The sequence below is a fragment of the Streptococcus sp. SS-4456 genome (genome assembly GCF_036680365.1).
GTDB lineage: Bacteria > Bacillota > Bacilli > Lactobacillales > Streptococcaceae > Streptococcus.
Genome location: NZ_JAVIHI010000001.1, coordinates 115,165 through 141,518 on the forward strand (window position 1 = coordinate 115,165; position 26,354 = coordinate 141,518).

Sequence of the window (26,354 nt, forward strand, 5' to 3'; positions counted from 1 at the left end):
TATTTATTCGTAAAAGCTACCAATATGTTTCAAGGAGGTTACTTATTCCATTCCACTAGAAACCACTCTAAACCGAATAATATATAATTTGTCTTCCTTATATTTTTTTGTTATAGTAAATATAAGAATATTTGGAGGTGTTTACTTATGACGGGTTTATCTTGTTCCCTATTTGGAACTCCGACTATCTCAGTCAATCAAACGGAAGTCACACCGTCCTACACAAAAATCGCTGCCCTACTTTACTATCTCATCCTCAGAGGCGAAGCCAGTCGTGAAGAGGTAGCTACACTCTTGTGGGGGGATAAGAATCCGGAAAAGGCTAGAAAAAACCTGCGTAATACCATCTATCAGACCAATAGAGAATTAGGTATCGAGGCCATTATCAGCCCTAATAGGTCCATACTAGCTATGAACCCTGATATAGACATCTCCTGTGATGTACAATTATTCTTGTCAGATCCTCTTCGGCATCTGCACCTCTTCAAGGGAAAATTTCTGGAAAATTTTTATATCAAGAATTGCCCAGAGTTTGACTTATGGACAGAAAAAATCAGATTCCGACTAGAGAAGACTTATCTACAAGCCTGTCAGCAATTACTAGATAAACAAGAGCACTTGTCTGACCTAGAAGGAGCTGAGAACCTCATCCTTCGGATGATTAACATGGATGAATTCAATGAGGATCACTATCTTAGCTTGATGAAACTCTATTTAGAGGTAGGGCAGACAAGAAAGATTATTGAAACCTATCATCGTTTAGCGCAACTTTTGGATAGGGAGCTAGGTATCGGACCTGGTGAAGCGATAAAAAACCTCTATTATCAAGTAGTCCGGGATCATACAGAGAAAAAAGACACTCAGTTAGCTCCCAAAACCGACTACTTTTATGGAAGAATTGAAGAAATCCATGCTCTTGAACATTTCCTAGCCTCTGTCTTAGAAACTGGTAGTCGTGCCTTTTTCCTCCACGGTGAAGTTGGCTCAGGAAAACGAAGCCTGGTCCGTCAGGTCTTGGCTAACCAAGGTCAACGTTTTTCTATCCTTCAAATCAACTGTTTACCAGAGGACCTCTACAAACCATATTCCATCTGGCGAAAGCTAAGCTATAGTTATCAATGGCTTTTCCAAGAGAAATTGGATACAAGAATGTCTTTGGAAGAAACAAGGAACCGGGAAGACTTGATTGATGGTTTGGAAAAGACCTGTAAGAAACAAGCTATACTGTTTTTGATTGAGGATGCTCATTGGATGGATAAAGAAAGTTTGCAAATAGTGCTGGACTGTATTCACGCTCTGAGCCACGCTCCTGTAGCATTCCTATTGACCAAAAACTTGCGGCGAAATAAGGAGATGGATTATCTTGAACATTACCTATCCAACCGTCAACTGGCAGAAAGACTGGAGCTGAAAAACTTATCCTTCTCCCAAAGTCAGAACTTCTTGCAAGAAGTTAGCCAGCAGGCCGCTCTCTATGATATTGATCAGATTTACCACTACAGTCAAGGTAATTTATTTCTCCTGGACCAATATGCCCAGCAAATCAAGGAAGGCCATGTATTTCATCCTCTAACGGCAGCTATTCGTTCCAAAATGGCTTTGCAGGTTCATGCCCTAGAGCCAAAAGAAGAAGAGTTGCTCAACTACCTCTCAACCTGCAGTGCTGGAAGTGATGTTAGTCTATTGACTGATTTAATGGGACTAAGCCATCATGAAATGGTCGCATTGATCGATCAGTTAACCAGCAAATCTCTCATCCTACAGAAGGAAGTTGATGATCGACTGGAAGTACAATTTCGTCAAGCTGTCTTAGGAGAATTTCTCTACGATCAGCTGCCTCTATCAAAAAGACGAATCTTGCATGAACAAATTGCCTTTCATCTAATCCAAAAATTACAACTTCAACCCAACAACAGTGTCCTATTGCTAAAGATTGCAAGGCATTTTACAGCTGCCAAACAACCCCTGATGGCTCTGGAATATCGTTTACATCACTTAAATCTGGCAATCAAGTCGCACTACGATCTTTTTCCTTTGAGCTCTAGTAATGGCCAACTAAGCAGGGGCAAGGAAGAAAAGAATGTGCTCTGGATCCAGGAACAGTTGGCTGAGGTGCGGGAAACCATGGCCCATCTCGAAAAGCTTTATGGCGACCAGCGTCAGTTCCAGCTTCTTCAAGTTCGATTTGAATTTTATGAAGGTCGTTACTATATTCGAATTGGTAACTATCAGAAGGGGGTAAGCAGTATTCGGAATGTGATCGCCAGAGCCCACGCGCTCCACAATCAAGACTATCTATTAAAGGGTTATCGACAGTTTATCCATTACTGCATACAAATTGAAAACAAAACCGACCTGGGCTACTATGCTGAATTAGGTCTGGAAACCGCTATAGAGGCCAATAATCACGAGGCAATTGGGATGTTTTTACGATTTAAAGGACTTTTTAATCTCATGTTAGGGGATGAGGAGAAGGCTAGTCGTCTTCTCTACGAAGCTATTGATTGCTTTAGTCTGACAGCTTCCATGAGGAAAAAATACGCCATTCAGATTGCTGCTGCTTTGGATTATTTAGCTGAGATGGCTCAAATTCGAAGAGATTTTCTGACTGCCATCCACCTGCAAAAAGATGCTATCGAATTGGTGCAAGACCAGGCTCCACAGTCATCTACTCTTGGTTTTTATATCGGCTTGGGGACTTCCTATTACCATTTACAAGATTTTGCAGAAGCTCATTCCATCTTCCAGGCTGCTATGCAAGAAGTTAATCAGCAGATTTATCCTTGGAAAGAAGTGCAACTCAAGCTTTACTTGGCACTACTTGGCTGCCAGAAACATGATTATGCAATGGCCCATGACCTGCTCGACAGGAAGGATGCCTTGATTTCTCTCTATTCTAACCCAAGAGACAAGGGCATGATTTATTACCTGATGGCAAAATTAAAGAATGAAATAAATGACAACCCATCATTAAAGGAAGAATTCACTCATAAATTAGAAAATGACTTCAGCCACTACTACCACATCGCCAAACAATCTCTGAACCCTTATCGCGACCGTTTGCTTCTGGAAGATTTGGAGAATTTCATGAAAGCAACTAAATAAGCTCAACTACAATCATACAACCAAAAAGGAAGGATCTATTCACTGATAGTCCTTCCTTTTTCTAGTTATCGTAGGAAAAGTTTTTATTTTCTGTCGTGTGTTTGCACTAAAATCCGTGTCAAATAGAAGATAAGCGTTGCTGCTAAGTTGGCCGTATGGTTGTCTATATCATGAGGTGGAGATGTTTCAACAATATCGATACCAACAATTTTATCACTAGCCGCCAAATATTGTAGGAGAAGGACAGCTAGATTTGGATCAATTCCAAGAGATTGAATGGCACTGACACCTGGTGCAGATCCCACTGAAAAACAATCCATATCAATGGTCAGATGGATAGCCTGCTGACGCTGAATAAACTCATCTAGGTAAGAGCAAATTTTTTCATAGCCCATTACATAGAGATTTTGCCCTGTTAAAAAGGAAATAGCTTCTGATTTGGCAACAAAGTCAAAGAGAAAAAGATTGGTATTATGTTCTTGAATCCCTAAGGCTAAGTAAGGAAATTCGTAGCCCCTTGCCTTACAGTCATCGTAAATCTGCCGAAAACCAGTACCAGAATTTGGACCAGTCTGGTCATAAGGGCGAAGATCAAAATGTGCATCGAAGTTGATAACAGCGACAGGTTCTTCCTGTTCCAAGCTAGCCTGTAATCCCTTGTAGTGCCCATAGGCTGTTTCGTGGCCTCCACCCAGGACAATCGGAAAGAGATTTAACTCCAGCATGCGCTGAACCGCTGCAGCCAAACTGTCCTGCAATTGAGCCAGGCTACAATTGGGGCCATCTATATCCCCTACATCGTAAATCTTGACTTCTTTGCCCAGATGCCACGGTAGTTTAGCCAATTGGGTTCGGATACTGCTAGCCCCCTCTACTGCTCCAACACGTCCATGATTGATATAGACACCCTTGTCACTCTTAAAACCAATAATCCCAAAATGCTTTCCATCGAAGCGTTTCAACGTTTGGTCATTAAGATCAATAAATTCCATCACCATACCCCATTTGGCAGTATAGAGATCATCATCAAACCCTCTTTGATAATAGGGATAGGTCATTGGATAATAGTTACTTAGCATGTTTTCTCCTAGTTAACGTCTACATCATCAAACTTTGATAGAATAGGAGGTCTTGTTAATTGATTAGACCTCCTATTTTAGGATAATTTTCTAATTGCTTCCTGTCAAATTCTGTTCAAGCAGGCTTATTCATACTGGATTGTTAGCGCAACAGCCTCTTCCACGGCTTCCAAAAATTCAGGACTTTCAATCACAAGCGATGCTTTATTTAGCTCATCATAGATTTCAATGTCTTTGTCATTTTCGATGAAATCAATCTGCTGTCTAAAGAATGTATAAGCAGGCTTGGTTCCCCTACCAAGTTTGGCACTATTTTCTTTCAAATCCAGAGCTTGACAAGCAGCCATGATTTCTGTTGCAAGGACACGGCGAGCATTTTTCAGTATTTCTCCTGCCTTACGAGCTGCAATTGTTCCCATGCTGACAAAGTCTTCTTGGTTTTCACATGATGGAATAGAATCCACACTGGCTGGATGAGAGAGAACCTTGTTCTCAGATACTAGGGCTGCACAGGCATATTGGGTAATCATAAAGCCTGAATTGCAACCAGGGTGTTTAACCAAGAAGGACGGCAATTTGCTGAGCTGACTATTGACCAGACGTTCAACACGGCGTTCAGACACATTGCCGATTTCTGCAATCGCGATACCCAATAAATCAAATGGCTGAGCCATGGGTTCCCCGTGGAAATTCCCGCCTGAAATAACATGGCCATTCTTACAAATGATTGGATTGTCCGTAACAGAGTTAATTTCGATTTCTACTTTTTCTTTGACATAGGCTATCGAATCCTTGCTCGCTCCATGAATTTGCGGGATACAACGTAAAGTATACGGATCTTGCACGCGCTGGATAGTAGCTACTGTCGTATTGCCACTATCTTCTAGAAGCTGACGGATATTTCTTGCCGTTGCAAGTTGGCCACTTTGAGGACGGATAAGATGCAATTCTTCTTCAAATGGACTGGTAATACCATTATGAACTTCCAGTGACAATGCTCCAGCAATATCTGACAATTTCAAAAGCTGGATGGCATCGTAGGTCACTATAGCACCGATAGCCGTCAAGACCGTTGTTCCGTTGATCAAGGCCAAGCCCTCTTTTGCTGCTAGGTGAATAATGTCAATACCTGCTTGCTCCATCGCTTCCTTACCTGAAAGCAACTGTCCCTTGTAATAGGCCTTCCCCAAACCTAACATTGGTAAAACCATATGAGAAAGCGGAGCAAGGTCACCTGATGCACCCAAGGAGCCTTTTTCAGGAATAAATGGATGAACCCCCTTGTTCAACATCTCCAGCAATTTTTCAACGGTTTCAAGGCGAATACCTGAATACCCTTTGACCAGAGAATTGATTCGAATTAGCATAATAGCACGAACCACATCCTCTGGTAAGGGATTGCCAAAACCGCTAGAATGGGTGCGAATCAAATTTTCTTGCAGTTGGATGGTATCTTCCGTAGGGATACTAACATTACAGAGGGAACCAAAACCAGTGGTCACCCCATAGACAACCCGCTTTTCCCTGACAATATCATCCACAATCTGACGAGAAGCCAGCACATCCGCCTTAGCCTCTTCTGAAATCAAGCACTGCTGACCATCTCTAGCAACAGCTACAACATCTTCTAAAGTCAAACTTTTTCCATCTAATACAAGTGGTTTTGTCATAACTTTCATCCTTTCGTTTTTCAGGAGGGTTCTATTACACTTTCTTTCGTCCATGCATGAAGAAGTAAATCGCACTAGAAATCAGTAAACCAATCGTTCCATATACAAAGTTCATTGGGTTATCTCCCCAAATCATAATCAAACTAATAACTACTGCAATAGTTGGAATGACTGGTCCAAATGGCAGACGGAAAACTACCTGTGCATTCGGCTCATCCTTCCGTAATTTATTGACAGCTAGAGCTGTTGGGATGTATTGGAAGAAACGGAAGACCACACTGAGGGTAGCAAGAATTTCAAAGGAGCCTGATAGTAAGAGGATACAAGCAATGACACATGAAATAATAATGGCTACAACTGGCGCATCCTTGCTATTTTTCCGAGCAATGGCTGCTGGTAATAAACCTTCCTCGGCAATGGCAGCACCGAAACGTGGCACCATGATGGATTCGCCCATGTTCAGACCAGTAATAGAGATAAGGGCACCGATTGATACTAGCCAGTAACCTGCAGGACCAATCATCTTCACAAGAGCATCCTGTACAGGTGCCTTTGTTTCCATTATACCAGAACCAAGCATGGCAATGGTACCCCCAATAATAAGCATATACAAAATAGAAACAATACTGATAGAACCTAATATAGCTCGAGGAACATTTTTTTCTGGATTTCGCATCTCACCTGCAACGATAGAGAGGGTTTCAAAGCCGATAAAGCCATAGAAAATATAAATGGCTGTACCAGAAATTGCTCCTAGCAAGGTTTGTCCTTCAGATAATTGTACAAAAGGACTAAAGTTTGACAGGCCTTTAGGAATAAAGATGATGGCACAAAGGGAGAAGAGAATAATCGGAATTAACTTGGCAATGGTTGCTGTAATGGTAAAGACTTTGGAGGTTCTCAAACCGGCAATGTTCATCAAGGACAAGAGAATGACCAAGCCGATACTAAGTGGAATGTTCATTCCTTCAAAGGCTGGGAAAGTGATGATGAACATCTTAGCAAAACCTGCTGCCATTGCTGCCCAGGCGAACATGGTGACCATCCAACCTAAGATGCCGACATTAAAACCAATAAAATCACCGAAAGCACGTTTAGAATATTGGAAGGCACCGCCGTTTTTTCCAAAGTAACCTGCCACCTCAGCAAAACAGACCGCTAGCATGATGGTCAGGATAGCTGTTCCTAGCATAACAGCGATGGAAGCTGGACCTAGGTCCCTATAAATATTTTGCGGCAAGAGAAAGATACCAGACCCAATAACAGCGTTGATACCGTATAAGGTCGCTCCTGTCAGGGAGAATTTTGCACTCTCCTGCGTCGATAACTGTGTCTGTTTGTTTTCCATGATATGATCTCCTAAATCTTCTTCTAGATCATGTTCCTACCTAGGTCAGTAGACCTAAGTTTAGCAATAAGCGCCTTAGGCTTTTGGCAAGCTTGACAAGCAGTTAGATGAAGGTGCAGAGGAGGCAACTCATTGGTCTCAACCACCAGCAATTCCTTTGCTGATAGATGACCACTTCCCCACCCTTCTATATGGAAATCCAAATTGACTAAGGCATAAATAAATTGAAAATCACCCTCACACTCTACCACCCACTTGTTCTCATCCATCACCTGTAAATCAGCTTGAATACTATCGTCAAATATAATATTAAAATCCTGTGCTTTTCCTACGCATTGGATGGATTGTTCCCCCTCAAACCGATGGATGTGATAAGGAGCCAGAGTTACTTGTTCACCACTATTCATATCCTGCAAGACAATGGTTTGGTCTAAGCTTAATAGGATTCGGTGATATGAAGGTAGCGAGGTAAAGGTAGATTGTTCCGTGTCCATACTTGCTGTGGACAATCGAAATTGAAAATTTCTTTCACCATAGGAAGAATGAGCAGGAAAGAGATAGAGTTGAGTGGTTCGTCCACCTGACCAGGAGGTTTCTTGGTAATCACTTGTTTTATACTTTTCAACTCTAATCATCCTTCCACCTCTCTTAGAAAAGACCTGTGATATTGCCCTGGTTGTCAATATCAATTTTTTCACTCGCAGGGACCTTTGGCAAGCCTGGCATGGTCATAATATTTCCTGTCAAGGCGACGATAAAGCCAGCACCTGCTGAAACTTTGACATTACTGATGCTTACTGTAAAGTCTGTCGGCGCTCCTAGTAGAGTAGGGTTATCTGAGAATGAATACTGGGTCTTGGCCATACAGATTGGATAGGAACCAAAACCTAGTCTGTCCAGTTCTGCTATTTCTTTTTTAGCAAGTGCTGAGAGTTTAACCCCTTGACCACCATAGACTTTTGTAACAATTTTGTGTAATTTGGTTTCAATACTGTCTTCTACATCATAGACAAATTGGAAATGATTTTCTTCTTGAGCAAGTTGGACGACCTTCTCTGCAAGTTGACGCCCTCCTTGACCACCATGTGCCCAAACATCAGACAGTACTACATCAACACCACGTTTGGCACAAGCAGTAGAAACTGCCTCTAATTCTGCCTCTGTATCTAGTGGGAATTTATTGATGGCAACAACCGCAGGCAAACCATAGACTTCCTGTATATTCTCCAGATGTTTTTCAAGGTTTGGTAAACCTGCAAGTACCGCTTCAACATTTTCTTGAGCCAGGTCAGACTTGGCAACTCCTCCGTGCATTTTTAGGGCACGAATAGTAGCTACGAGTACAACTGCAGATGGTCGTAAGCCACTTAGACGACACTTGATATCTATGAATTTTTCAGCGCCTAAATCTGCCCCAAAGCCTGCTTCTGTAACCACATAATCTGCATATTTTAAGGCTAATTTAGTAGCAAGAACACTATTACAACCGTGAGCAATATTGGCAAACGGACCACCGTGAATAAGGGCTGGGGAGTGTTCAAGGGTTTGAACAAGGTTAGGGTGAATGGCATCTTTCAAGAGTGCTGCCATTGCCCCAGCTGCCTTAAGATCTCCAGCTGTAACCGGTTGACCTTGGAAATTATAGCCGATGATAATTCTTTCCAGTCGTGCCTTCAAATCAGCTATATTTTCAGATAGGCATAGAATAGCCATTATTTCTGAAGCAACGGTAATATCGTAGCCATCTTCCCTAGGTACTCCATTTACCTTACCATGCAGCCCATCGACAATATGGCGGAGCTGGCGGTCATTCATGTCGACTACTCGCTTCCAGGTAATCCGACGGCTATCAATTCCCAAGGCATTTCCATGATGAATATGATTATCAATCAAGGCTGCCAGCAGGTTATTAGCTACACCAATGGCATGAAAATCTCCTGTAAAATGCAAGTTAATATCTTCCATTGGAACAACTTGGGCATAACCACCACCTGCTGCACCACCTTTAACCCCAAAGACAGGTCCTAAAGACGGCTCACGCAGGGCGATAATAGCCTTTTTACCAATAGCAGTCAAGGCATCGACCAAACCGACGGAAGTTGTTGTTTTTCCTTCCCCTGCTGGAGTGGGTGAAATAGCCGTTACCAAAATCAATTTCCCATCTGGTTGATCTTTTAAAGCCTCTAGCTGTCTACTATCAATTTTAGCCTTGTATCTACCATATAAGGATAAACTTTCTTCTGGAATACCTAAACGGTCTGCTACCTGTCCAATGGGTTCCATTGGGACGGAATTCGCAATGTCAATATCTGATAAAACCATAGCTCCCTCCTTTAAACAATCTGGAGAATGTCTTCATATACCTGGTCTGCTAGGCTAGAACCAGCTTCCAAAATAGTCTGGCCTTGTTGGCGATAGGTTGCAACAAATTCCTCATCCTTGATACCAGATAGATTGATGAGAACATTGAGCCAGGCCCCCTGCAAACCTGCCTTGAGCGAGAGGGCTGCCACCCCCAAATCACTGGCTGCATTGGTATTGGACTTGCCGACTGCCTCTGCTGTTACCTGAAGTGCCTGCAACATCGTTTCCATCATGCCAAACGGAGAGAGCGTTGCTGCCTTCAAGGCTGCCTGCATTGCCTGCCTGCGCGCTTCTTTATCTTCCTCTGTTTCCTTAGGCATATCAAAGACAGCTGAAACTTGATTAAATGCCTCTGTGTCTTCGTCTATTGCCCGCAATAAACGCTCTTGCAAATCACCAGCCACCGTGTGAATTTCTTCAATAGTTGCTTGATAGTCCGCATACTTTTTCTTCCCAAGAGTCAACTCACACACCATTTTTGTCAACGAAATACCATTGACAGCCGAGAGAGCTGCTGCTGAGCCTCCACCTGGTGCTGGGGCATCTGAACCCAGTAATTGAGCAAATTCTGTAAGGGTTAAATCAACTAATGCCATCGGTCATACTCCTATCCCAACAAATGATTTTCTAGTACCTGCTTGTTGTAATCAAACTCTTCCAATTGCAAGTAGTATTCTGCCACATCAACCAAGGCTTTTGCAGGTGCCAATCCAACGATTTCAGAACCAATAATCGACACACCATATCTCTTAGCCTCAAAACGAATGGTTTCAAAGGTACGATAAAGTGAGCATTTTTCCAAGTTCACCATGTTCATTGAAACCTGGGCGATATTTCTTCCTTCTAGCATGACACCGATGGCTTTACAATACTTGTAGCCACCACCTGAACCACGGATGATTTTGGCAATCTTGTTGGCAATTTCTAGATTGTCTGTATCCAAATTGACATTATAGGCAACTAGAGGCATCCGAGCGCCGACTGCTGTGACACCTGCTGTTGGATGAATCTTCCTTTCACCGAAATCAGGCGCCCAGTCTTCTTCCAATAATTTTTCAGGCATGCCTTCAAACTGACCCTTGCGGACCTTAGCCAGATTTTGTCGTTCTGGTCTGCTTGCTGCTTCTTCATAGAGGAAGACTGGAATAGCCAATTCTTTATTGATACGCTCAGCGACTTTCTTAGCCAGTTGAACACATTCTTCCATGCTGATGTCTTTTACAGGGACGAATGGAAGTACATCTGTCGCTCCCATCCTTGGGTGTTCACCTGTATGCTTGGTCATATCAATCTTTTCACTAGCATATTTGACCAGTTGAAAAGCTCCTTCCTGAATACTTTCTTCATCCCCCACCAAAGTAAACACACTGCGGTTATGACTTTGGTCTGATGAATAATCCAGCAAGGTCACACCCGGAACACTCTTAGCAGTCGCTACCAAGCCATCGATGATTTCCTGGTTACGTCCCTCTGAAAAATTTGGAATACATTCTACAAGTTTTGCCATTTGAAAACCTCTTTCTTATTATGATTGTTTAGGCGATTACTTATTTTTCAAACAATTTAGCAACAGAAGACTGAATTAAGTCCTCATCTGCCAAATAAGGAATGGTGATATGGTCTGTACCTTGACGCATTTGGTTGTACTCAATAGCCGTTTCAATCGCATGGTCATTACGAGCCCAGTTCCGACGCGCTACACCACCCATGGTATCCCAAGCGATAGCTGATTTGATAATCTCATCCACGCGCTCGCTTCCATCCAATACCAGACCAAAACCACCATTGATAGACTTACCAATACCTGTACCGCCACCATTATGGAGGGCCACAAGACTCATACCACGCGCCGCATTACCAGCATAACACTGAACAGCCATATCGCAGGTCACATTTGAACCATCCTTGATGTTGGATGTTTCACGGAATGGGGAATCAGTACCTGATACATCGTGATGGTCGCGACCTAGCATAACAGGCCCAATTTTTCCTTGACGAATGAGCTCATTGAACTTCAGCGCAATATTGACACGACCCATGCAATCTTGGTACAAAATCCGTGCCTGAGTTCCTACGACCAACTGATTTTTCTCTGCGTCGCGGATCCAGTTGTAATTATCACGATCTTGGTAACGGCGAGTTGGATCAATCACATCCATAGCAGCCTTATCTGTAGTAATCAAGTCCTCATGCTTGCCACTCAAGCAAACCCAGCGGAATGGACCGTAACCATAGTCAAAGAGCATAGGTCCCATGATATCTTCTACATAAGAAGGCCAGATAAAGCCATCTTTATCATCCAAACCATTCTTAGAAATTTCCTTGATACCTGAGTCATAAACTGACTTCATAAAGGCATTGCCATAATCGAAGAAATAGGTTCCTCGGTCAGTCAGGGTCTTAATAGCTTGATAATGACGTTCCAGGGTTTTATCCACTAGGACAACAAAGCTTTCCTTATCCTCTGCGAGTAAACGAGTACGCTCATCAAAGCTAATACCGACTGGACAGTAACCTCCATCATAGACATTGTGACAAGAGGTTTGGTCAGAGAGAAGGTCAACTGGAATATTCTTTTCAACTACATATTCCAGCAAATCTACAATATTTCCATGATAGGCGATTGAGGTAGATTGGCCTTTCTCTTTCGCAGCCAAGGCCAAGGTCAGAGCTTCTTCTGGACTTTCTGCCAACTGACTAATCCAACCTTGTGAATGGCGGGTTTCAATCCGTGACTGGTCTACCTCGGCTACAATAGCAACTGCCTTTGCAATCTCGGCGGCCTTGCCCTGAGCTCCACTCATTCCACCTAAACCAGATGAAATAAAGAGTTTACCTGTCAAATCCCCATCATCAGCCACACCCAATTTCAAGCGGCCAGCATTGAGAAGTGTATTGAAGGTACCATGAACAATTCCCTGTGGTCCAATGTACATCCAACCACCAGCTGTCATCTGACCATAATTGGTCACTCCCATTTCCTCAGCGATTTCCCAGTCCTTCATGTTGTCGTATTCACCAACCAACAAACCATTGGTAATAATGACACGCGGTGCCTCTGGTTTGGACTTGAATAGACCCAATGGATGGCCTGATTCTACTACCAAGGTCTGTTCTTCTGTCATGACCTCCAGATATTTTTTAATCAAACAATACTGCATCCAGTTGGCACAGACCGAACCTGTTTCCCCATAGGTAACTAATTCATAAGGGTACAGTGCAATTTCAAAGCTGAGGTTGTTATCAATCATGACCTGCATGGCCTTGGCAGCCGTACAATTTCCCTTGTAGTCATCAATCGGCTTGCCATAAATTCTTTCTTTTGGACGCCAACGATAGCCATAAATCCGCCCACGAGTTTTCAATTCTTCCAAGAACTCTGGAATGACTTCCCCATGGTATTTTTTTGGAATGTAACGAAGGGCATTTTTTAAGGCAATCTCCGTCTGAGCCTGTGTTAAGCGAAAGCCCCTATCTGGTGCTCGTCTAATGCCTTCCTCAAAAACTATCTTTTCAGGCAAGACATCATCTAACTTGATGGTCATTGCTGCCGCAATATCTTTTTCTTCAAAATGTGACATAGGTCATCCTCCTTTTGAATCTAGTGCTTGTTTCCTTCCCCAGAAATAGACCCATTTCCGAGCAAGAACTTTTTATACATTTCTAGTTTACCTTTCATCCGTCTATACATAGTCTGTTAATATATTGTCGACAAAGACTTTTTATTTTTTTAGAAAAAAGATTTATTTTTGACAAAAATTTGACGGTTTTGTATTATCCTAGAGCTAAGAACATCATACAAGGGAGGACGCACTATGTTCGCAGACAAAATATTGACCCATTTCAATCAGGTATTTTGCCCCAATGACCTCGGTCATCCTCTAGCTGGTAAGGAAATGACTACAGCCACTATCTTAGAAGACGGCTACATAGCCATCAAGGATGGAAAAATTCTCGCAACTGGGACTGGAGAGCCTCAAGCAGACTTAGTTGGCCCTGAAACGATTCTTCTTTCATGTCAAGGAAAGGTGGCTACCCCTGGACTGATCGATTGCCATACCCATCTGGTCTATGGTGGAAGCCGAGAACATGAATTTGCTCAGAAACTAGCTGGCGTTTCTTATCTGGATATTCTGGCAAATGGTGGAGGTATTCTATCCACAGTCCGAGCTACCAGAAAGGCTGATTTTGATACCCTCTATCAAAAATCCTATAAACTACTGGACTATATGCTGGACCACGGTGTGACTACCGTAGAGGCTAAAAGCGGCTACGGACTGGACTGGGAAACAGAGAAAAGACAGCTAGAAGTTGTGAAAAAACTTCATGAGGACCATCCTATTGATTTGATTTCTACCTTTATGGCAGCCCATGCCATTCCAGAAGAATATAAGAGAAATAACCAAGCCTACTTGGACCTCATCATAGAAAGCATGTTGCCACAAGTTAAAGAAGAAAACTTGGCAGAATTCTGTGACATCTTCTGTGAGCAAGGAGTTTTCACCGCTGAAGAAGCCCGTAGCCTACTCACAAAAGCCAAAGATATGGGCTTTAAGCTCCGTATTCATGCTGATGAGATTAAAAGCATTGGTGGGGTTGACCTGGCTGCCGAACTGGGAACAGTCAGTGCCGAGCATCTGATGGTCATTACTGACCAAGGCATTGATAAACTTAGTCAAGCCAAGGTTATTGGCAACCTCCTTCCTGCTACCACCTTTAGCCTGATGGAGGATACCTATGCACCCGCTCGGAAAATGCTGGATAAGGGCATGGCGATTACCCTTTCAACCGATAGTAATCCTGGCAGTTGCCCAACTGCCAACCTCCAATTTGTCATGCAACTGGGTAGCTTCATGATGCGTTTAACTCCGGTTGAAATCCTGAATGCTGTGACCATCAACGCTGCCTATTCCGTAGACAGACAGACCCAGATTGGTAGTTTGCATCCTGGAAAAGATGCCGACATTAGCATTTTTGATGCACCCAATATCGACTTCCTCTTCTACTTCTTCGCAACCAATTTAACAGACAAAGTCTATAAAAAAGGCCTCTGTGTCAGAGGTTAAAACAATAAAGGAAGCCTCCTCGACCGGAAGCTTCCTTTTTAAATTTTCTTACCCAATCTGACTGCCGTTTGGCACAGATGGATCGACTGTTAAGAGTGTTAAATTGTCACCATGTTCGGCTGAGAGGATCATGCCCTGACTGAGCAAGCCCATCATCTTACGTGGCTTGAGGTTGGCAACAATTTGGACTTTCTTGCCGACCAACTCCTGCTCGTTCGGATAGAACTTGGCGATACCAGACAGGATTTGGCGGTCTTGGCCATCACCTGCGTCCAGGCGGAATTTGAGCAGCTTGTCAGAACCCTCCACTTTGGCTACTTCCTTGACTTCGGCCACGCGGATTTCCACCTTGTCGAAGTCCTCGAACTTGATCGCAGCTTTTTCGTTTTTGAGTTCCACGTCAGCTGGGTTCCACTCTTTTTCTTCCTCTTGGGAAATAGCAGAGCTGCCACCCATTTGAGCTTGGATATAGGCGATTTCCTCTTCCATATCAAGTCGTGGGAAGATAGGTGTGCCTTTTTCTACCACTGTCAAACCAGCTGGAAGACCTGAAAAGTCAAGATTTTCAAGGTCAAATGCTGTTCCCAAACCAAGCTGTTCCATAATGGCATTTGAAGTGGTCATCATGAATGGCTGAATGAGGTGAGCCACCACGCGAAGACCTGCTGTCAAGTGGGCCATGACTGCTGCCAACTTGTCACGGTCCGCTTCGTCCTTAGCCAAGACCCAAGGTGCAGTTTCATCGATGTACTTGTTGGTACGGGAGATGATATTCCAAACAGCTTCCAAGGCACGTGGGTAGTCAACTGCTTCCATATACTTGTGATAGCTTGCCAAGTTGTCAGCTACAACTGCTGCCAAGTCCGCATCAAAATCCGTCACATTGGCAACAAAAGTTGGGACCTGACCGCCGAAATACTTGTTAATCATGGCAACGGTACGGTTGAGCAGGTTTCCAAGGTCATTGGCCAATTCATAGTTGATACGACCTACATAGTCTTCTGGTGTAAAGGTTCCGTCAGAGCCAACTGGCAGACTACGCATGAGGTAGTAACGGAGTGGATCCAGGCCGAAACGCTCGACCAGCATTTCTGGATAGACCACATTGCCCTTGGACTTGGACATCTTACCATCTTTCATGACAAACCAGCCATGAGCAACCAAGCGGTCTGGCAACTTCATATCCAACATCATGAGCATGATTGGCCAGTAAATCGAGTGGAAGCGAAGAATGTCCTTCCCAACCATGTGGTAAACTGTTCCATTCCAGAAGGTGTCATAGTTGGCTCTTTCTTCCTGTCCATAGCCCAAGGCTGTCGCATAGTTGAGCAGGGCATCAATCCAAACATAGACAACGTGTTTAGGATTGGATGGTACAGGCACGCCCCATGTAAACGAAGTACGCGAAACTGCCAAATCTTCCAAGCCTGGCTCGATGAAGTTTTTCATGATTTCATTGAGGCGACCATCTGGCTGGATAAAGTCTGGATGAGCATTGAAAAACTCGACCAATTTATCCTGATACTTGCTGAGGCGGAGGAAGTAGGATTCTTCTGAAACCCAGGCAACCTCGTGACCGCTCGGAGCGATACCACCTGTTACCTTGCCGTTTTCATCTCGGAAGACCTCTTCTAATTGGCTCTCGGTGAAAAATTCCTCGTCCGATACGGAGTACCAACCAGAATACTCTCCCAAGTAAATGTCGTCCTGCGCCAGCAATTTTTCAAAAACAGCCGCCACCACTTCCTCGTGGTAATCATCGGTCGTGCGGATAAATTTGTCGTAAGAGATGTCTAGCAAGTTCCAGAGCTCTTTAACGCCAACCGCCATGCCGTCAACGTAGGCTTGAGGTGTCAAACCAGCTTCGTTAGCCTTCTCTTCAATCTTCTGACCGTGCTCATCAAGCCCTGTCAGATAGAAAACCTCGTGGCCCATCAGACGCTTGTAGCGAGCCAAGACATCGCAGGCAATGGTCGTGTAGGCTGAACCGATGTGAAGTTTTCCAGAAGGATAATAAATCGGTGTGGTGATATAAAACGGTGTTTTTGTCATGTTTTTTTCCTTTCAACTCAGGGCAAATGAAACCCTGTTCTTGATAACACCCCATTTTATCATATTTTTGTGCAAAAACAAAGCGACTTCCCATCCACAATCCTTCTAAGATATGTTATACTAGAAGAAGTTATGAAAAAGAATGGGGTTGTCTATGTTTTCACCTAAAAATCTCTTGATACATTTGTTTTTTGTTATTATTTGTGTCGGAATGCTCTTAAATGACGTTCAAAATACCGGCCTGATGTGGAATATGCTCTGGGCCTTATTGGCCTTGGACTTTGCTATTTTGGTCCGCCAAAATAATCATACGGCCAGCAAGCTATTGATTACACCATTTTGGCTCTTCTTCTATCCTAATACCTTCTACATTTTGACCGAACTGGTCAATCTCCAATTTACCAGCACAGCCCTCTGGGAAAGTAACAGCTTGCTCCTCTTTATGCTCTATGTCCCAGCGATTCTCTTTGGAATTATGGCTGGCGTGGAAAGTTTAGAAGCTATTTTCAAAAGCTACAATGTCAAATTCTATGGCTTACGTTTGCTGATTATTGGTAGTCTATCCCTCTTTGCTAGCTATGCTATTTATATCGGTCGCTATGCTAATATTCGCTCTTGGGATATTTTCACGCGCCCCCTTGCTGTTCTTAATAATATGGTCGCAGCAATGTCCTGGGACACCTTCCCTTTTATCTTTGGCTTCACCCTCATACAAATCATGGTCTTGGTCTTTGCCGTTGATGAATAAATAAGTTGAAAGAAACAGATCAGCTGTTTCTTTTTTGTTTTCTAATACTTAATCCAAGCTTAAACAAGTCCTAACAATTTGATGACAAGTCCCCATTCTCTGCCTGAATGTGATATACTAGCTTTTATATTTTAATGAAAGAGGTTTGTCATGTTTACAAAGAAAAATGTTTTTATCCATATTTTTTTCCTCATCATCGCTACCGGTCTAAAGCGTTACGGTGTCACTGCACCTGACTTGACTTGGAATATGTTTTTGGCTTTGGTAGCACTTGATTTTGCTATCCTCACCAACCACAGTAAGTCCAAGGTCATAAAGATCATTGCTGGGCTCCTCTGGCTCTTTTTCTACCCCAATACCTTTTACATGGTGACGGACATCGTCCACATGCATTTTGCCAACACAGTCCTCTGGCAACGGGACAGCATGATTCTTTTCATGCTCTATGTCCCAAGTATTTTCTATGGGGTCATGACTGGTGTGGAAAGCCTGCGACTGATTTTCTCTGCCTTTTCTATCAAGTCCTACTGGATCAGGCTGTTTCTGATTGGTGATCTTTCCCTTCTATCCAGCTTTGCCATTCATATCGGACGCTATGCACGGCTCAATTCATGGGACATCTTTACCAGACCAAGCCTGGTTGTCAGTAAAATGATTGAAGTCATTTCTTGGGCTGCCCTGCCCTTCATCCTGGGCTTTACCTTTATACAAATCATGGTCCTGGTCTTTTCCATAGACGAATAACAAAACCGGCAACAGCCTTGTACTGTTACCGGTTTTTCTTATCCAAAATGGAGTTGTTGGAATAGATCTTCCAAGTCGGCAATGATCTCCTGATGAAAATCCAAATAATAGGTTTTCTGGTCAGAATCTGGCAGTTTTTCAATATCTGCTAAAATGGCCTGATAGCGTCGTAGAAGGTTCTTACCAGCCACTTTATCTATCTCATCCATTTCACCGATACCTACTGCTATGTCATCTAAACTGTCATATTTTGTCAGCATAGCCTCAGTCCACTCCCGCTTGTCCTTGTTGAGAGTGACAATCTTTTCTGTCAACCAGTCTTCAAACCTTTCCTCTTCTGTCAAAGACTGGCTATTAGCGGCGGTCTTAGTCACTCGGTCGGATTTACTAGAACGAAGGTAATTCCGATAAAACCAGACGGCAAAAAGAATGACTAGGATAATATTGACTGGAAAAACAAAGCTAAGGGTGAACAGTACGGTCAGCCACAAGATCAACTTGACATTTCTTGCCGCCTTCTCTGCATGTCTGTTCTTCTCCTCCCACTCGTCCAATATAGCCTGGGCTTGTGCAGTATAGGTTTCAACCAATTTTGCCAGTCGGACCTTTTTCTCTGGGTCATCTTCTAGTTCCATTGCCAGATAGGCTTGGTTGGCCCGAGCCTTGGCTGCTTCATAGGTCTGAACTGTCCCCAAATAGGCTGCATTGCTATTCATCTGATTCAGCAAGTGATCCGTCTGCCCTTTGATAAAGGTCCGATCGCTTGATGTTAATTTACGGTAAGGCATAACAACCCCCTCCTGAATATCTGAAATATACTACCATTTTACGATAGGTTACATTCTTTTGCAATGCTTCAATATCATTATTTCCTTCTGCCAAACAATAGGCTTAAAATGACCCAAGCACCTGCCAATGCGATAATGATTACAGGTGAGGACCAGAGTAAGATAAACAACCAAATAAAGAGTTTCATAAAGAGTTCTTCCATTTGTCTTTTCTCCTACTTCCTACGTCTGAGACCAATCGCTATGGCGATACAGCCCACCAGATAACAAATGGCAAATGTAAAAAATAGAAATGCACCCATATATTTCTCCTTTGATCTACAAATAATTAAAATTGTGCATGTAACCAAACATCTAAAATATCTGTATCTAGAATTATTCCAAAAGATCTCTGTACTCAAATTCACTCATCTTAGTGTCAAGTAACCTACGAGCAATTTGATATTCTCTAACTTCATCTTTGTTTAAATGTTTGATAGCCTTTTGTTGAAACCTCTGATAAGTATGAATAAAATCAATAATCTCCTGCCTTTCAACAAGTTCATGGTCAAATAATTCTGGATTGAAATGAATCTTGGCTAATTTTTCCAAGGTTTCTTCGTATAAGTTATAGTGTGCCATATGCTCTGCCAATAACTCTTGATGACAAGTCTTGGACTGAATCATACTAACAATTTGATTGGTATATTTCACTACTTGTATATGTGAAGAAATTAAATCTGGGTCATCATCCAAAAGATGAACTAACTTAGACTTCTCTGGATCTCTAAGTTCTACTTCGTTCGTAAAATTTTCTATACAAGCTTCAAGTCCTGAAAGAAATTCAAGGCTCTCAATATCCCTCATCTCTGCAACCAAAACACTACTAAATTCCTCCTTCAACTCATTAAGCCTGGTGATAATCGCATAAGCATAATTTAGTTTCGTTCGCGGTTGCAACTCATAAGAAAATGGATTTTCTAAATCCTCCATCCAAGCAACGACTCTTTCTATTAGATTCGTTACTTCTTCACGGAAGTCTTCCGAATCGATAGTTGCATACATCATTTCACTCTCAGCCAAGTAATTTCTTGGTTGCCCTTGAGAATTTAATTTTGACATAGTAAGTACAAACTCTTTTTGTTCAGGATCCCTCATTTTCACCTCATAAGTAAATCCATCCAAAATCTCTAGAAAATCTAAATAATGGCTCAGCACTGGCACATGTCCCAGTGCGTAATTCAACTCATCCTTAAAATACTTCATTTCATTTAAAATGCAATAGCCCTGTTCTAGCACATCCCTAGTTTGATATTCATAAGGACTCTTTTCTTTCAGGTTAATGATCCAATTTCTAGACTTTAAAATTAGCTGGTTATGTAATGTTAGATAATAAGATAAATTTTGAATAGGGTAGATTTTCTGCTCATCCTCCTGATTTTCAAATTCATCTTTTGCTTTTGACTGCATATTTAAAGAGGATTCATTCTCCCCTTTATAATACAGGCTGAGTAATATAAACAATAGCGGAAAAGTGATATACCAATATTTAAAAAAGAGTATTATTGGATGATTCATCCTATCCCCTCACGATTTCTAATAATTTTTCATAGGAATCCACCACATCGTACATGTGGTCGTCCGCAATCAAACCTTTTTCCTTCAAGGCTTTGAAGTGGGCCTTGGCACACTCAATTTTTGCAAGCTCTGCCCCTTTCAGTTGCAAACTAGACATGGAACCCTTGGTTTCTGCTACAAAGTAAACATGCTTAACCGAACCATCTCGAAAGGCAATTGCCCAGTCAGGGTTGTAAGCACCCAGAGGGGTGGAAATCTTAAAATTGCTAGGTAATTTGGTGTAGACCATGACATCTTCAAATTGATCCAACTCTTCTTTGAACTTCCGCTCCGTATCCGAATCGACCTTTACATAATTATACACACCTTTTTGCGATTCCAGTATCCGTTTGTCCGACAATTTTCCGCTTTCTGGGTTATCCGTAAAAACAGAAGTGTCAAAGGTTTCTTCCAAGATATTGTAGCGGATATGCTCAATCACCTGACTGGCCTTTTGTTCATTGATCAGGCGGCTTGTTCGTTGGATAAATGCCTCAGGGTTATAGGCGAACATGCCAAACTTGCTTGGCGAGATCTGTTTCAGGATATTGGCAACTGTTTTGCGTTTCAACTCCGTGCGACTGGCAATTTCACCCAACAAATCATAGCGGAGTTGGATAGAAGACTTGTCCAATTCAGCCTGACGCTTGCCGTCTTTATTGAACTTGAAATCCAAACCTTGTTCAGCTTTCATTTCCCTTGCTTCAGCCTCTGTAATCATATAGCTTGGCTTTTTGACAAAGAGAGCCTCATTGATAACCTTGACCGATTTTTCAATCAATTCCTCATCGTCAAACTCCACATAATAGGTGGACTTGTGATGAATGCTTTCCCACAGACGTTTAAACTCTTGACGATTGTAGTTGTCAGGATTGATTTCTCTAGCAAAGACAACTTCCGAATCATTTTCACGCTCAATCTGGTAACGATTGGCATCGTAAATAGATTCCAAAATGTCTTTTACCGCCACTTCATAGCCAGCCAGATTTTCAGATAATGTAAACTGATTGGTAGCCTTTTGTTCAAAGTAAGTGGTGGTCAGATTTCCCTTGCTGTCAATATAATCTTGTTTAATCAACTGGTATTCAATCTCTTTAGCCACTTCCTTGGTGACTGTCAGTTTTTGACCGGCTTCATTTTCCAAGACCTTATTGACAAAGAGGTCCACTTCCACCTTGCTTGGACGATCAGCCAAGATTTCCTTGAGTTCTCTTTGCAAGTTCTTAGCAAAATCCTCGTAGCTTTCATTGGCAATAACTGTCAATTTGTTAATATTATGAACATCAGCTCCTAAGAGTTCCTCATCCTGACGGACACCTTTTTGGTCAACAGCAAGACGCATCCCACGACCAATCTTTTGCCGTTTTTCTGTCTCCGTACCCGTATTTTTCAGAGTACAAATCTGGAAGACATTAGGATTGTCCCAGCCTTCTTTGAGGGCTGAGTGGGAAAAGATAAAGCGTACTGGCTCATCAAAGGACAGCAGACGCTCCTTGTCCTTCATAATCAAATCAAAGGCATCCTTGTCGTTGGACTGATTGTTTCTCTTCTCAGTTGCCGATTTGTAATCCACAAACTTGACCTTGTCCGATTTTTTCACCTTATCAACGGAGAAATAACCTGCGTGAACGGGATTGCCTTCCTGATGATTATTTAGATAATGCCAAAAGTTGCTGCCATGGAGGTTTGGATCTGCCAACAAGGCCTTGACCTGGGCTTCATACTCTTCTTCAAACATCTGGGCATAGGTGCCATTGTAGGCATCATTTTGCTCGTCGTAGCACTTGTACTTGGCTACCTCATCAATGAAGAAAAGGGAAAGCACCTTGATACCTCGTTTATATAGGCCTTCTTCTTTTTGCAGGTGACTGGCAATGGTTTCCCGAATCTGGATACGACGAATGTCATCTTCGTTGGTTTCCCCAATCACTTCGCCCACATGGAGTTTGCGATTGGCACCGATTTGAATGGAATTTTCACCCTCACGCGCATCGAAATGACTCAAGGTCCAACCATCTTGATAGGCTGGGAGATTACCAGATTCTTCATAGAGGGCAAACGGTTCTTCAACCAGCTTGGTCACACGCTTGACATCGCCTGACTTGGTCCGCACCTCAAACTCAATCCGAGCCTTTGGAGCTCCTGATTTTTGCGGAACCAGTTCTTGCAGATAAAGGTAGCCTTGTGTACCTGTGGTAGAAGTCTGCTCCACGGTCTTAACGGCAATCTTCTTGACCAACTTTTTATTGTAGGCGTCCAAGGCATCCAGACGATAAATCATATCGTGCTTGTCCTTATGAGTGGCTGAATAGCGGAGGGTAAATAGGGGTTTGAAATCCTCCAAGCGTTCTTTAGTCTTTTTCCCCTCAACCGACTGAGGCTCATCGATGATCAAAATGGGATTGGTCGCTGCGATAACATCGATGGGCTTTCTCCAGCGGAAACTTTCCTGCTCGGTGTGAATGCGACGGGCATCCGCTCCAGTGGCATTAAAGGCCTGGGAGTTGATAATCATGACCTGAATGTCCGAGGAGTTGGCGAACTTGTCCAGCTCTCCCAAACGGCTAGAATCATAGACAAAGTAACGTGGTTTCTTGCCGTACTCCATCTGAAAATGGTCTGCCATGATCTCAAAGGACTTGAGCACCCCCTCCCGAATGGCGATGCTGGGCACCACAATGATAAACTTGAGCCAGCCATACTGCTTGTTGAGCTCCATCAGGGTGCGGATATAGGTATAGGTCTTCCCTGTCCCTGTCTCCATCTCAATGGTCAAATTGTAAGACGGACGACCATCGACTTTTTGGATGGATAGGTTTTCGGAAGGTTTAAGTCCATAGCGGAGCTGATGACTTCGTACCTGCTGGCTGATAGTGTCCTGTGAAAGCTGGATGGGAGCATTGCGGAAACCGATAAAATTCATATCCAGTTCCGCATCCATTCCCTGACCCTTGTCCATGTGGTAATCAAAACCGCTATGCTTGCCCTGACCAGCAAAAACATCCACAACAGAGGACACCGCATCTAACTGAAATTGCTGCTGCTTAAATTGAAGTTTCATTGGTTACCTCCGTTAATATATAAATTGCCTATGTTTAATTGTGATGATTCAATAACTAGTCTCATTTCCGATTCAGAAATATCTCCTTGTTTCTCCATTTCTTTTTTCATTGCTTTGAGCAAAATATCAATACTAGCATCAAATTGATTGAATGATTTTTCTCTATTTTTTTCGCTCAATACAGTCTTTTCAATTTGTAATAAATCCAACATTTTATTGAACTGTTCGTTCACAAAAGGACTAGAAAAGAAATAGGATTTTGCGATTAAACCAAATAATTCATCTTCATATTTTAAAATTAAGTCATGATTACTTATTAGCTGTTGCAAGAAATATGACAATTTACTATACAATTCAATTCTTTTCTCAAAGCGAATTGATTTTTTATCATTCACATGAGTCCTAAAAACTGTCCAAACCGTAACCCCAACTGCAATTAGTGAGACCAAAAGTGAAATAATACTGACTATACCTGTAATCAATTCCCAGTCCATCATCCCTACACCACCTTCACTTTGGTATTTGGGGCTTCTTCTTTGAAGATTTGCCCCAGGTTGATTTTGGCTGCGGAGTTGGCGAAAGATTCGTCCTTGAAGACTGCACGGAGTGGCTCTTCTTTAGCAATTTGACGGAGGACGTTTTCTGAAATCTCATCTGCAAAGCAGGCAATCAAGGCACCGTCTGCCACATTGTAAATGTCTGTGCCGTCAATTTGAGTTTTCGCAATCGGAAGAGATAATTCCATGCCCCAGGTCAGCATAATCTGGAAGAGGAGGTCAAGGTCTGTCCGACCATCTTTGATGTTGGAAACACTGTCAAAAAGACTTTCTTGGCTAAAGCTGTCTGGTGTTTGGCTGACTTCCTTGAAGTTTGAAGTGTCCAGCTTGTAAGCTCTAAAGCCAAAATCTTGCTTGCCGACGGTTTCAGGATGTTCTTCCTGAATCTTTTTGGCTGCCCGACGAATCCGCTCCCGAGAAATCTGATCAATGGTTTCATAGCCAGCTTCCTTGGCAGCTGACTTGTCTGCCACCTGCTCATCTAGCGTACAGAGTATGTACTTACGGTTGCCACCGTCTTCAGCATTCAACTGCATGACTGCGTGTGCAGTAGTTGCAGAACCTGCGAAGAAGTCGAGGATAACCATATTTTTTTCATTTATAAGCTTAGCTACTTTCTTTATAAATGAAACAGGCTTCGGATAACTAAAAAAACTATTCATTTTTATTTGTTTTGCTTCTTCAGTTGCTACTGAATTTAAGAATTGATTATCATTAAACAACAATGTATCTACTGGCATGAACAAACTTTGTGCAGTTAAAGCATATCTTTTAAAAACAAAACCACGTTGATTTTGAGAGTATCTTTCTTTGAATTTTATTCTTCCTTCTTGAATATATTTCTCCATTGTGTCTCTTGAAAAAGCCCAAAATCTTCCTTCTGGAGGATAATCTACTAATCCTGTGTACGGGTTTTTAATTGGAAAATACGTTGTAACTCCGCCACTTTTTGCGCTTGGATCCCCAGAACACCATATCCCATTTGGGTCATTATCAGGATTTGAATAGCCTTCGAAACTTTTTTCATCTCCAACAAGCTGAACAACTTTTTTCTGTAACGAATAGACTAACAAATATTCATGTTGAATATTCATACCATTACCATCGTCGCCAGTCATTGTTTTTGTCTTACGATTAAAAATAGTCAAAAAATTCTCCTCCCCAAATATCTCATCACAGATAGCTTTGAGGTTGGCTTGCTCGTTGTCGTCAATGGAGATAAAGATAACGCCACTGTCTTTGAGGAGGTTGCGGGCAAGGACTAGGCGGGGATACATCATATTGAGCCAGTCGGAGTGATAGCGGGCGGAGGATTTTTCATTCTTGGTCAAGCCCACCCGTTGCAAACCGTCCTCATCTCGTAGGTCCATTTCATCTACCAGTTCTTCCTCGCTCATCTGGAATTTATCCGAGTAGACAAAATCCTTGCCTGTGTTGTATGGTGGGTCAATGTAAATCATATCAATCTTGCCCAGATAAGACTCCTGCAAGACCTTGAGAACTTCCAAGTTGTCCCCTGTTATAAAGACATTTTCAGACTTATCAAAGTCAACACTTTCCTCAAGATCTGGGCGAAGGGTCTGGGTGGTCGGTTTACCTGCCTCCGCAATCGCTCCGCGTTTGCCGACCCAGGTAAACTCATAGGACTCCCGCCCCTCTACAATCTCTCTTGAAAGGAATTGGCGTAGCTTGTCAAAGTCAATGGCTGGACGCAACCTGCCATTTTCATCACTACTTTCTGTTAGAACCTCAGGAAAAAGCTGACCAATTTTTGCAATGTTGTCTGATAAAATATCTTTTGAAGTTAGGTCTAGCTTTTCAACTTGAGTGTAGTCTCCAAGCTTTTGCTGTGCTGTGCTGTGCTGTGCTGTGCTGTGCTGTGCTCATGGTAATCTCCTTTTCTTAGGCTGTCAAGCCTTTTTTGATGATGTAGATAAAAAATTGTCAAACGATTTTAGTTTGTGATATAATAAGGGTGAAAAAGGGATTGAGCACCAACTCAATCCCAGTAGAACCGCTTTAAAGACGGTGGCTCATATTACGGAAATAATCCGTCCTACTCGCTCAAAAGTGGGGACGGATTATTTTTCTACCATTTGTCAAGTCTATCAAGGTATTTGATGAAAAATATGTTGAGTTCAATAGTCAAAATAAGGAAATTGTTTTCTTTTGGACT

The 26,354-nt window shown here is 42.5% G+C and carries 19 protein-coding genes; 4 read left to right on the forward strand and 15 right to left on the reverse strand.

The features are described 5' to 3' along the window. Positions 1–147 precede the first annotated feature (147 nt). Positions 148–3,105 carry an AAA family ATPase gene (locus RFK25_RS00545; protein ID WP_332410650.1) on the forward strand — a complete coding sequence of 986 codons (2,958 nt, stop codon included), beginning with the start codon at positions 148–150 and terminating at the stop codon, positions 3,103–3,105. A gap of 83 nt (positions 3,106–3,188) precedes the next feature. On the opposite strand, the gene hutG is transcribed toward RFK25_RS00545, so the two are convergent. From hutG to RFK25_RS00585, 8 genes are all read right to left on the reverse strand, one after another. Continuing rightward, positions 3,189–4,184 carry a formimidoylglutamase gene (hutG, locus tag RFK25_RS00550; protein WP_332410652.1) on the reverse strand — a complete coding sequence of 332 codons (996 nt, stop codon included), beginning with the start codon at positions 4,182–4,184 and terminating at the stop codon, positions 3,189–3,191. Between the two features lie 125 nt (positions 4,185–4,309). Continuing rightward, on the reverse strand, positions 4,310–5,854 hold the full coding sequence (gene hutH, locus RFK25_RS00555) for a histidine ammonia-lyase (protein ID WP_332410654.1): 1,545 nt from the start codon (positions 5,852–5,854) through the stop codon (positions 4,310–4,312). Positions 5,855–5,888: 34 nt separating this feature from the next. Continuing rightward, complete coding sequence (locus tag RFK25_RS00560; protein ID WP_332410655.1) at positions 5,889–7,202, reverse strand: APC family permease; 1,314 nt, start codon at positions 7,200–7,202, stop codon at positions 5,889–5,891. A 23-nt stretch (positions 7,203–7,225) separates the two neighbouring features. Next, positions 7,226–7,837, reverse strand: a complete 612-nt coding sequence (locus tag RFK25_RS00565; RefSeq protein WP_332410657.1) for a HutD family protein — start codon at positions 7,835–7,837, stop codon at positions 7,226–7,228. Positions 7,838–7,850: 13 nt separating this feature from the next. Next, complete coding sequence (locus tag RFK25_RS00570) at positions 7,851–9,524, reverse strand: formate--tetrahydrofolate ligase (RefSeq protein ID WP_332410658.1); 1,674 nt, start codon at positions 9,522–9,524, stop codon at positions 7,851–7,853. An 11-nt stretch (positions 9,525–9,535) separates the two neighbouring features. Beyond that, positions 9,536–10,162: a cyclodeaminase/cyclohydrolase family protein gene (locus tag RFK25_RS00575; protein WP_332410659.1), complete on the reverse strand. Its 627-nt coding sequence runs from the start codon at positions 10,160–10,162 to the stop codon at positions 9,536–9,538. Between the two features lie 11 nt (positions 10,163–10,173). Beyond that, positions 10,174–11,073 (reverse strand): glutamate formimidoyltransferase, encoded by a 900-nt coding sequence (gene ftcD, locus RFK25_RS00580; protein WP_105118040.1) that lies wholly within the window; start codon positions 11,071–11,073, stop codon positions 10,174–10,176. A 40-nt stretch (positions 11,074–11,113) separates the two neighbouring features. After that, on the reverse strand, positions 11,114–13,147 hold the full coding sequence (locus tag RFK25_RS00585) for a urocanate hydratase (RefSeq protein WP_332410661.1): 2,034 nt from the start codon (positions 13,145–13,147) through the stop codon (positions 11,114–11,116). 234 nt (positions 13,148–13,381) lie between these two features. Between RFK25_RS00585 and hutI the strand changes: the two genes are divergently transcribed. Then, positions 13,382–14,632 (forward strand): imidazolonepropionase, encoded by a 1,251-nt coding sequence (gene hutI / locus RFK25_RS00590; protein ID WP_332410662.1) that lies wholly within the window; start codon positions 13,382–13,384, stop codon positions 14,630–14,632. Positions 14,633–14,680: 48 nt separating this feature from the next. On the opposite strand, the gene metG is transcribed toward hutI, so the two are convergent. Further along, complete coding sequence (gene metG / locus RFK25_RS00595) at positions 14,681–16,684, reverse strand: methionine--tRNA ligase (protein ID WP_332410665.1); 2,004 nt, start codon at positions 16,682–16,684, stop codon at positions 14,681–14,683. A gap of 154 nt (positions 16,685–16,838) precedes the next feature. On the opposite strand from metG, the gene RFK25_RS00600 reads away from it, so the two are divergent. Further along, the gene (locus RFK25_RS00600) at positions 16,839–17,432 is read left to right on the forward strand and encodes a DUF1361 domain-containing protein (RefSeq protein ID WP_172081535.1); all 594 of its coding nucleotides are present in this window, start codon (positions 16,839–16,841) and stop codon (positions 17,430–17,432) included. Between the two features lie 150 nt (positions 17,433–17,582). Further along, the gene (locus RFK25_RS00605; protein ID WP_332410671.1) at positions 17,583–18,176 is read left to right on the forward strand and encodes a DUF1361 domain-containing protein; all 594 of its coding nucleotides are present in this window, start codon (positions 17,583–17,585) and stop codon (positions 18,174–18,176) included. A gap of 38 nt (positions 18,177–18,214) precedes the next feature. Here RFK25_RS00605 and RFK25_RS00610 read toward each other — a convergent pair whose 3' ends face one another. From RFK25_RS00610 to RFK25_RS00635, 6 genes are all read right to left on the reverse strand, one after another. Continuing rightward, positions 18,215–18,964 (reverse strand): hypothetical protein, encoded by a 750-nt coding sequence (locus tag RFK25_RS00610; RefSeq protein ID WP_332410673.1) that lies wholly within the window; start codon positions 18,962–18,964, stop codon positions 18,215–18,217. Positions 18,965–19,041: 77 nt separating this feature from the next. Next, positions 19,042–19,167, reverse strand: a complete 126-nt coding sequence (locus RFK25_RS00615) for a hypothetical protein (protein ID WP_332410675.1) — start codon at positions 19,165–19,167, stop codon at positions 19,042–19,044. Positions 19,168–19,339: 172 nt separating this feature from the next. Then, complete coding sequence (locus RFK25_RS00620) at positions 19,340–20,521, reverse strand: hypothetical protein (protein ID WP_332410676.1); 1,182 nt, start codon at positions 20,519–20,521, stop codon at positions 19,340–19,342. A gap of 1 nt (position 20,522) precedes the next feature. Continuing rightward, a complete protein-coding gene (locus RFK25_RS00625) occupies positions 20,523–23,621 on the reverse strand; it encodes a type III restriction-modification system endonuclease (protein WP_332410678.1) in 3,099 nt (1,032 codons plus the stop codon). Next, entirely contained in the window at positions 23,618–24,118 is a 501-nt protein-coding gene (locus RFK25_RS00630; protein WP_256797715.1) for a hypothetical protein, read from the reverse strand. Before RFK25_RS00630 ends, RFK25_RS00625 begins: the two co-directional genes overlap by 4 nt. Before the next feature lie 2 nt (positions 24,119–24,120). Further along, complete coding sequence (locus tag RFK25_RS00635) at positions 24,121–25,893, reverse strand: site-specific DNA-methyltransferase (protein WP_332410679.1); 1,773 nt, start codon at positions 25,891–25,893, stop codon at positions 24,121–24,123. Positions 25,894–26,354: the final 461 nt, after the last annotated feature.

Excerpts from the sequence above, each read along its gene's own strand:
- RFK25_RS00545 (WP_332410650.1), top strand. The coding sequence starts at position 148 with ATGACGGGTTTATCTTGTTCCCTATTTGGAACTCCGACTATCTCAGTC.
- hutG (WP_332410652.1), bottom strand. The coding sequence starts at position 4,184 with ATGCTAAGTAACTATTATCCAATGACCTATCCCTATTATCAAAGAGGG.
- hutH (WP_332410654.1), bottom strand. The coding sequence starts at position 5,854 with ATGACAAAACCACTTGTATTAGATGGAAAAAGTTTGACTTTAGAAGAT.
- RFK25_RS00560 (WP_332410655.1), bottom strand. The coding sequence starts at position 7,202 with ATGGAAAACAAACAGACACAGTTATCGACGCAGGAGAGTGCAAAATTC.
- RFK25_RS00565 (WP_332410657.1), bottom strand. The coding sequence starts at position 7,837 with ATGATTAGAGTTGAAAAGTATAAAACAAGTGATTACCAAGAAACCTCC.
- RFK25_RS00570 (WP_332410658.1), bottom strand. The coding sequence starts at position 9,524 with ATGGTTTTATCAGATATTGACATTGCGAATTCCGTCCCAATGGAACCC.
- RFK25_RS00575 (WP_332410659.1), bottom strand. The coding sequence starts at position 10,162 with ATGGCATTAGTTGATTTAACCCTTACAGAATTTGCTCAATTACTGGGT.
- ftcD (WP_105118040.1), bottom strand. The coding sequence starts at position 11,073 with ATGGCAAAACTTGTAGAATGTATTCCAAATTTTTCAGAGGGACGTAAC.
- RFK25_RS00585 (WP_332410661.1), bottom strand. The coding sequence starts at position 13,147 with ATGTCACATTTTGAAGAAAAAGATATTGCGGCAGCAATGACCATCAAG.
- hutI (WP_332410662.1), top strand. The coding sequence starts at position 13,382 with ATGTTCGCAGACAAAATATTGACCCATTTCAATCAGGTATTTTGCCCC.
- metG (WP_332410665.1), bottom strand. The coding sequence starts at position 16,684 with ATGACAAAAACACCGTTTTATATCACCACACCGATTTATTATCCTTCT.
- RFK25_RS00600 (WP_172081535.1), top strand. The coding sequence starts at position 16,839 with ATGTTTTCACCTAAAAATCTCTTGATACATTTGTTTTTTGTTATTATT.
- RFK25_RS00605 (WP_332410671.1), top strand. The coding sequence starts at position 17,583 with ATGTTTACAAAGAAAAATGTTTTTATCCATATTTTTTTCCTCATCATC.
- RFK25_RS00610 (WP_332410673.1), bottom strand. The coding sequence starts at position 18,964 with ATGCCTTACCGTAAATTAACATCAAGCGATCGGACCTTTATCAAAGGG.
- RFK25_RS00615 (WP_332410675.1), bottom strand. The coding sequence starts at position 19,167 with ATGGAAGAACTCTTTATGAAACTCTTTATTTGGTTGTTTATCTTACTC.
- RFK25_RS00620 (WP_332410676.1), bottom strand. The coding sequence starts at position 20,521 with ATGAATCATCCAATAATACTCTTTTTTAAATATTGGTATATCACTTTT.
- RFK25_RS00625 (WP_332410678.1), bottom strand. The coding sequence starts at position 23,621 with ATGAAACTTCAATTTAAGCAGCAGCAATTTCAGTTAGATGCGGTGTCC.
- RFK25_RS00630 (WP_256797715.1), bottom strand. The coding sequence starts at position 24,118 with ATGATGGACTGGGAATTGATTACAGGTATAGTCAGTATTATTTCACTT.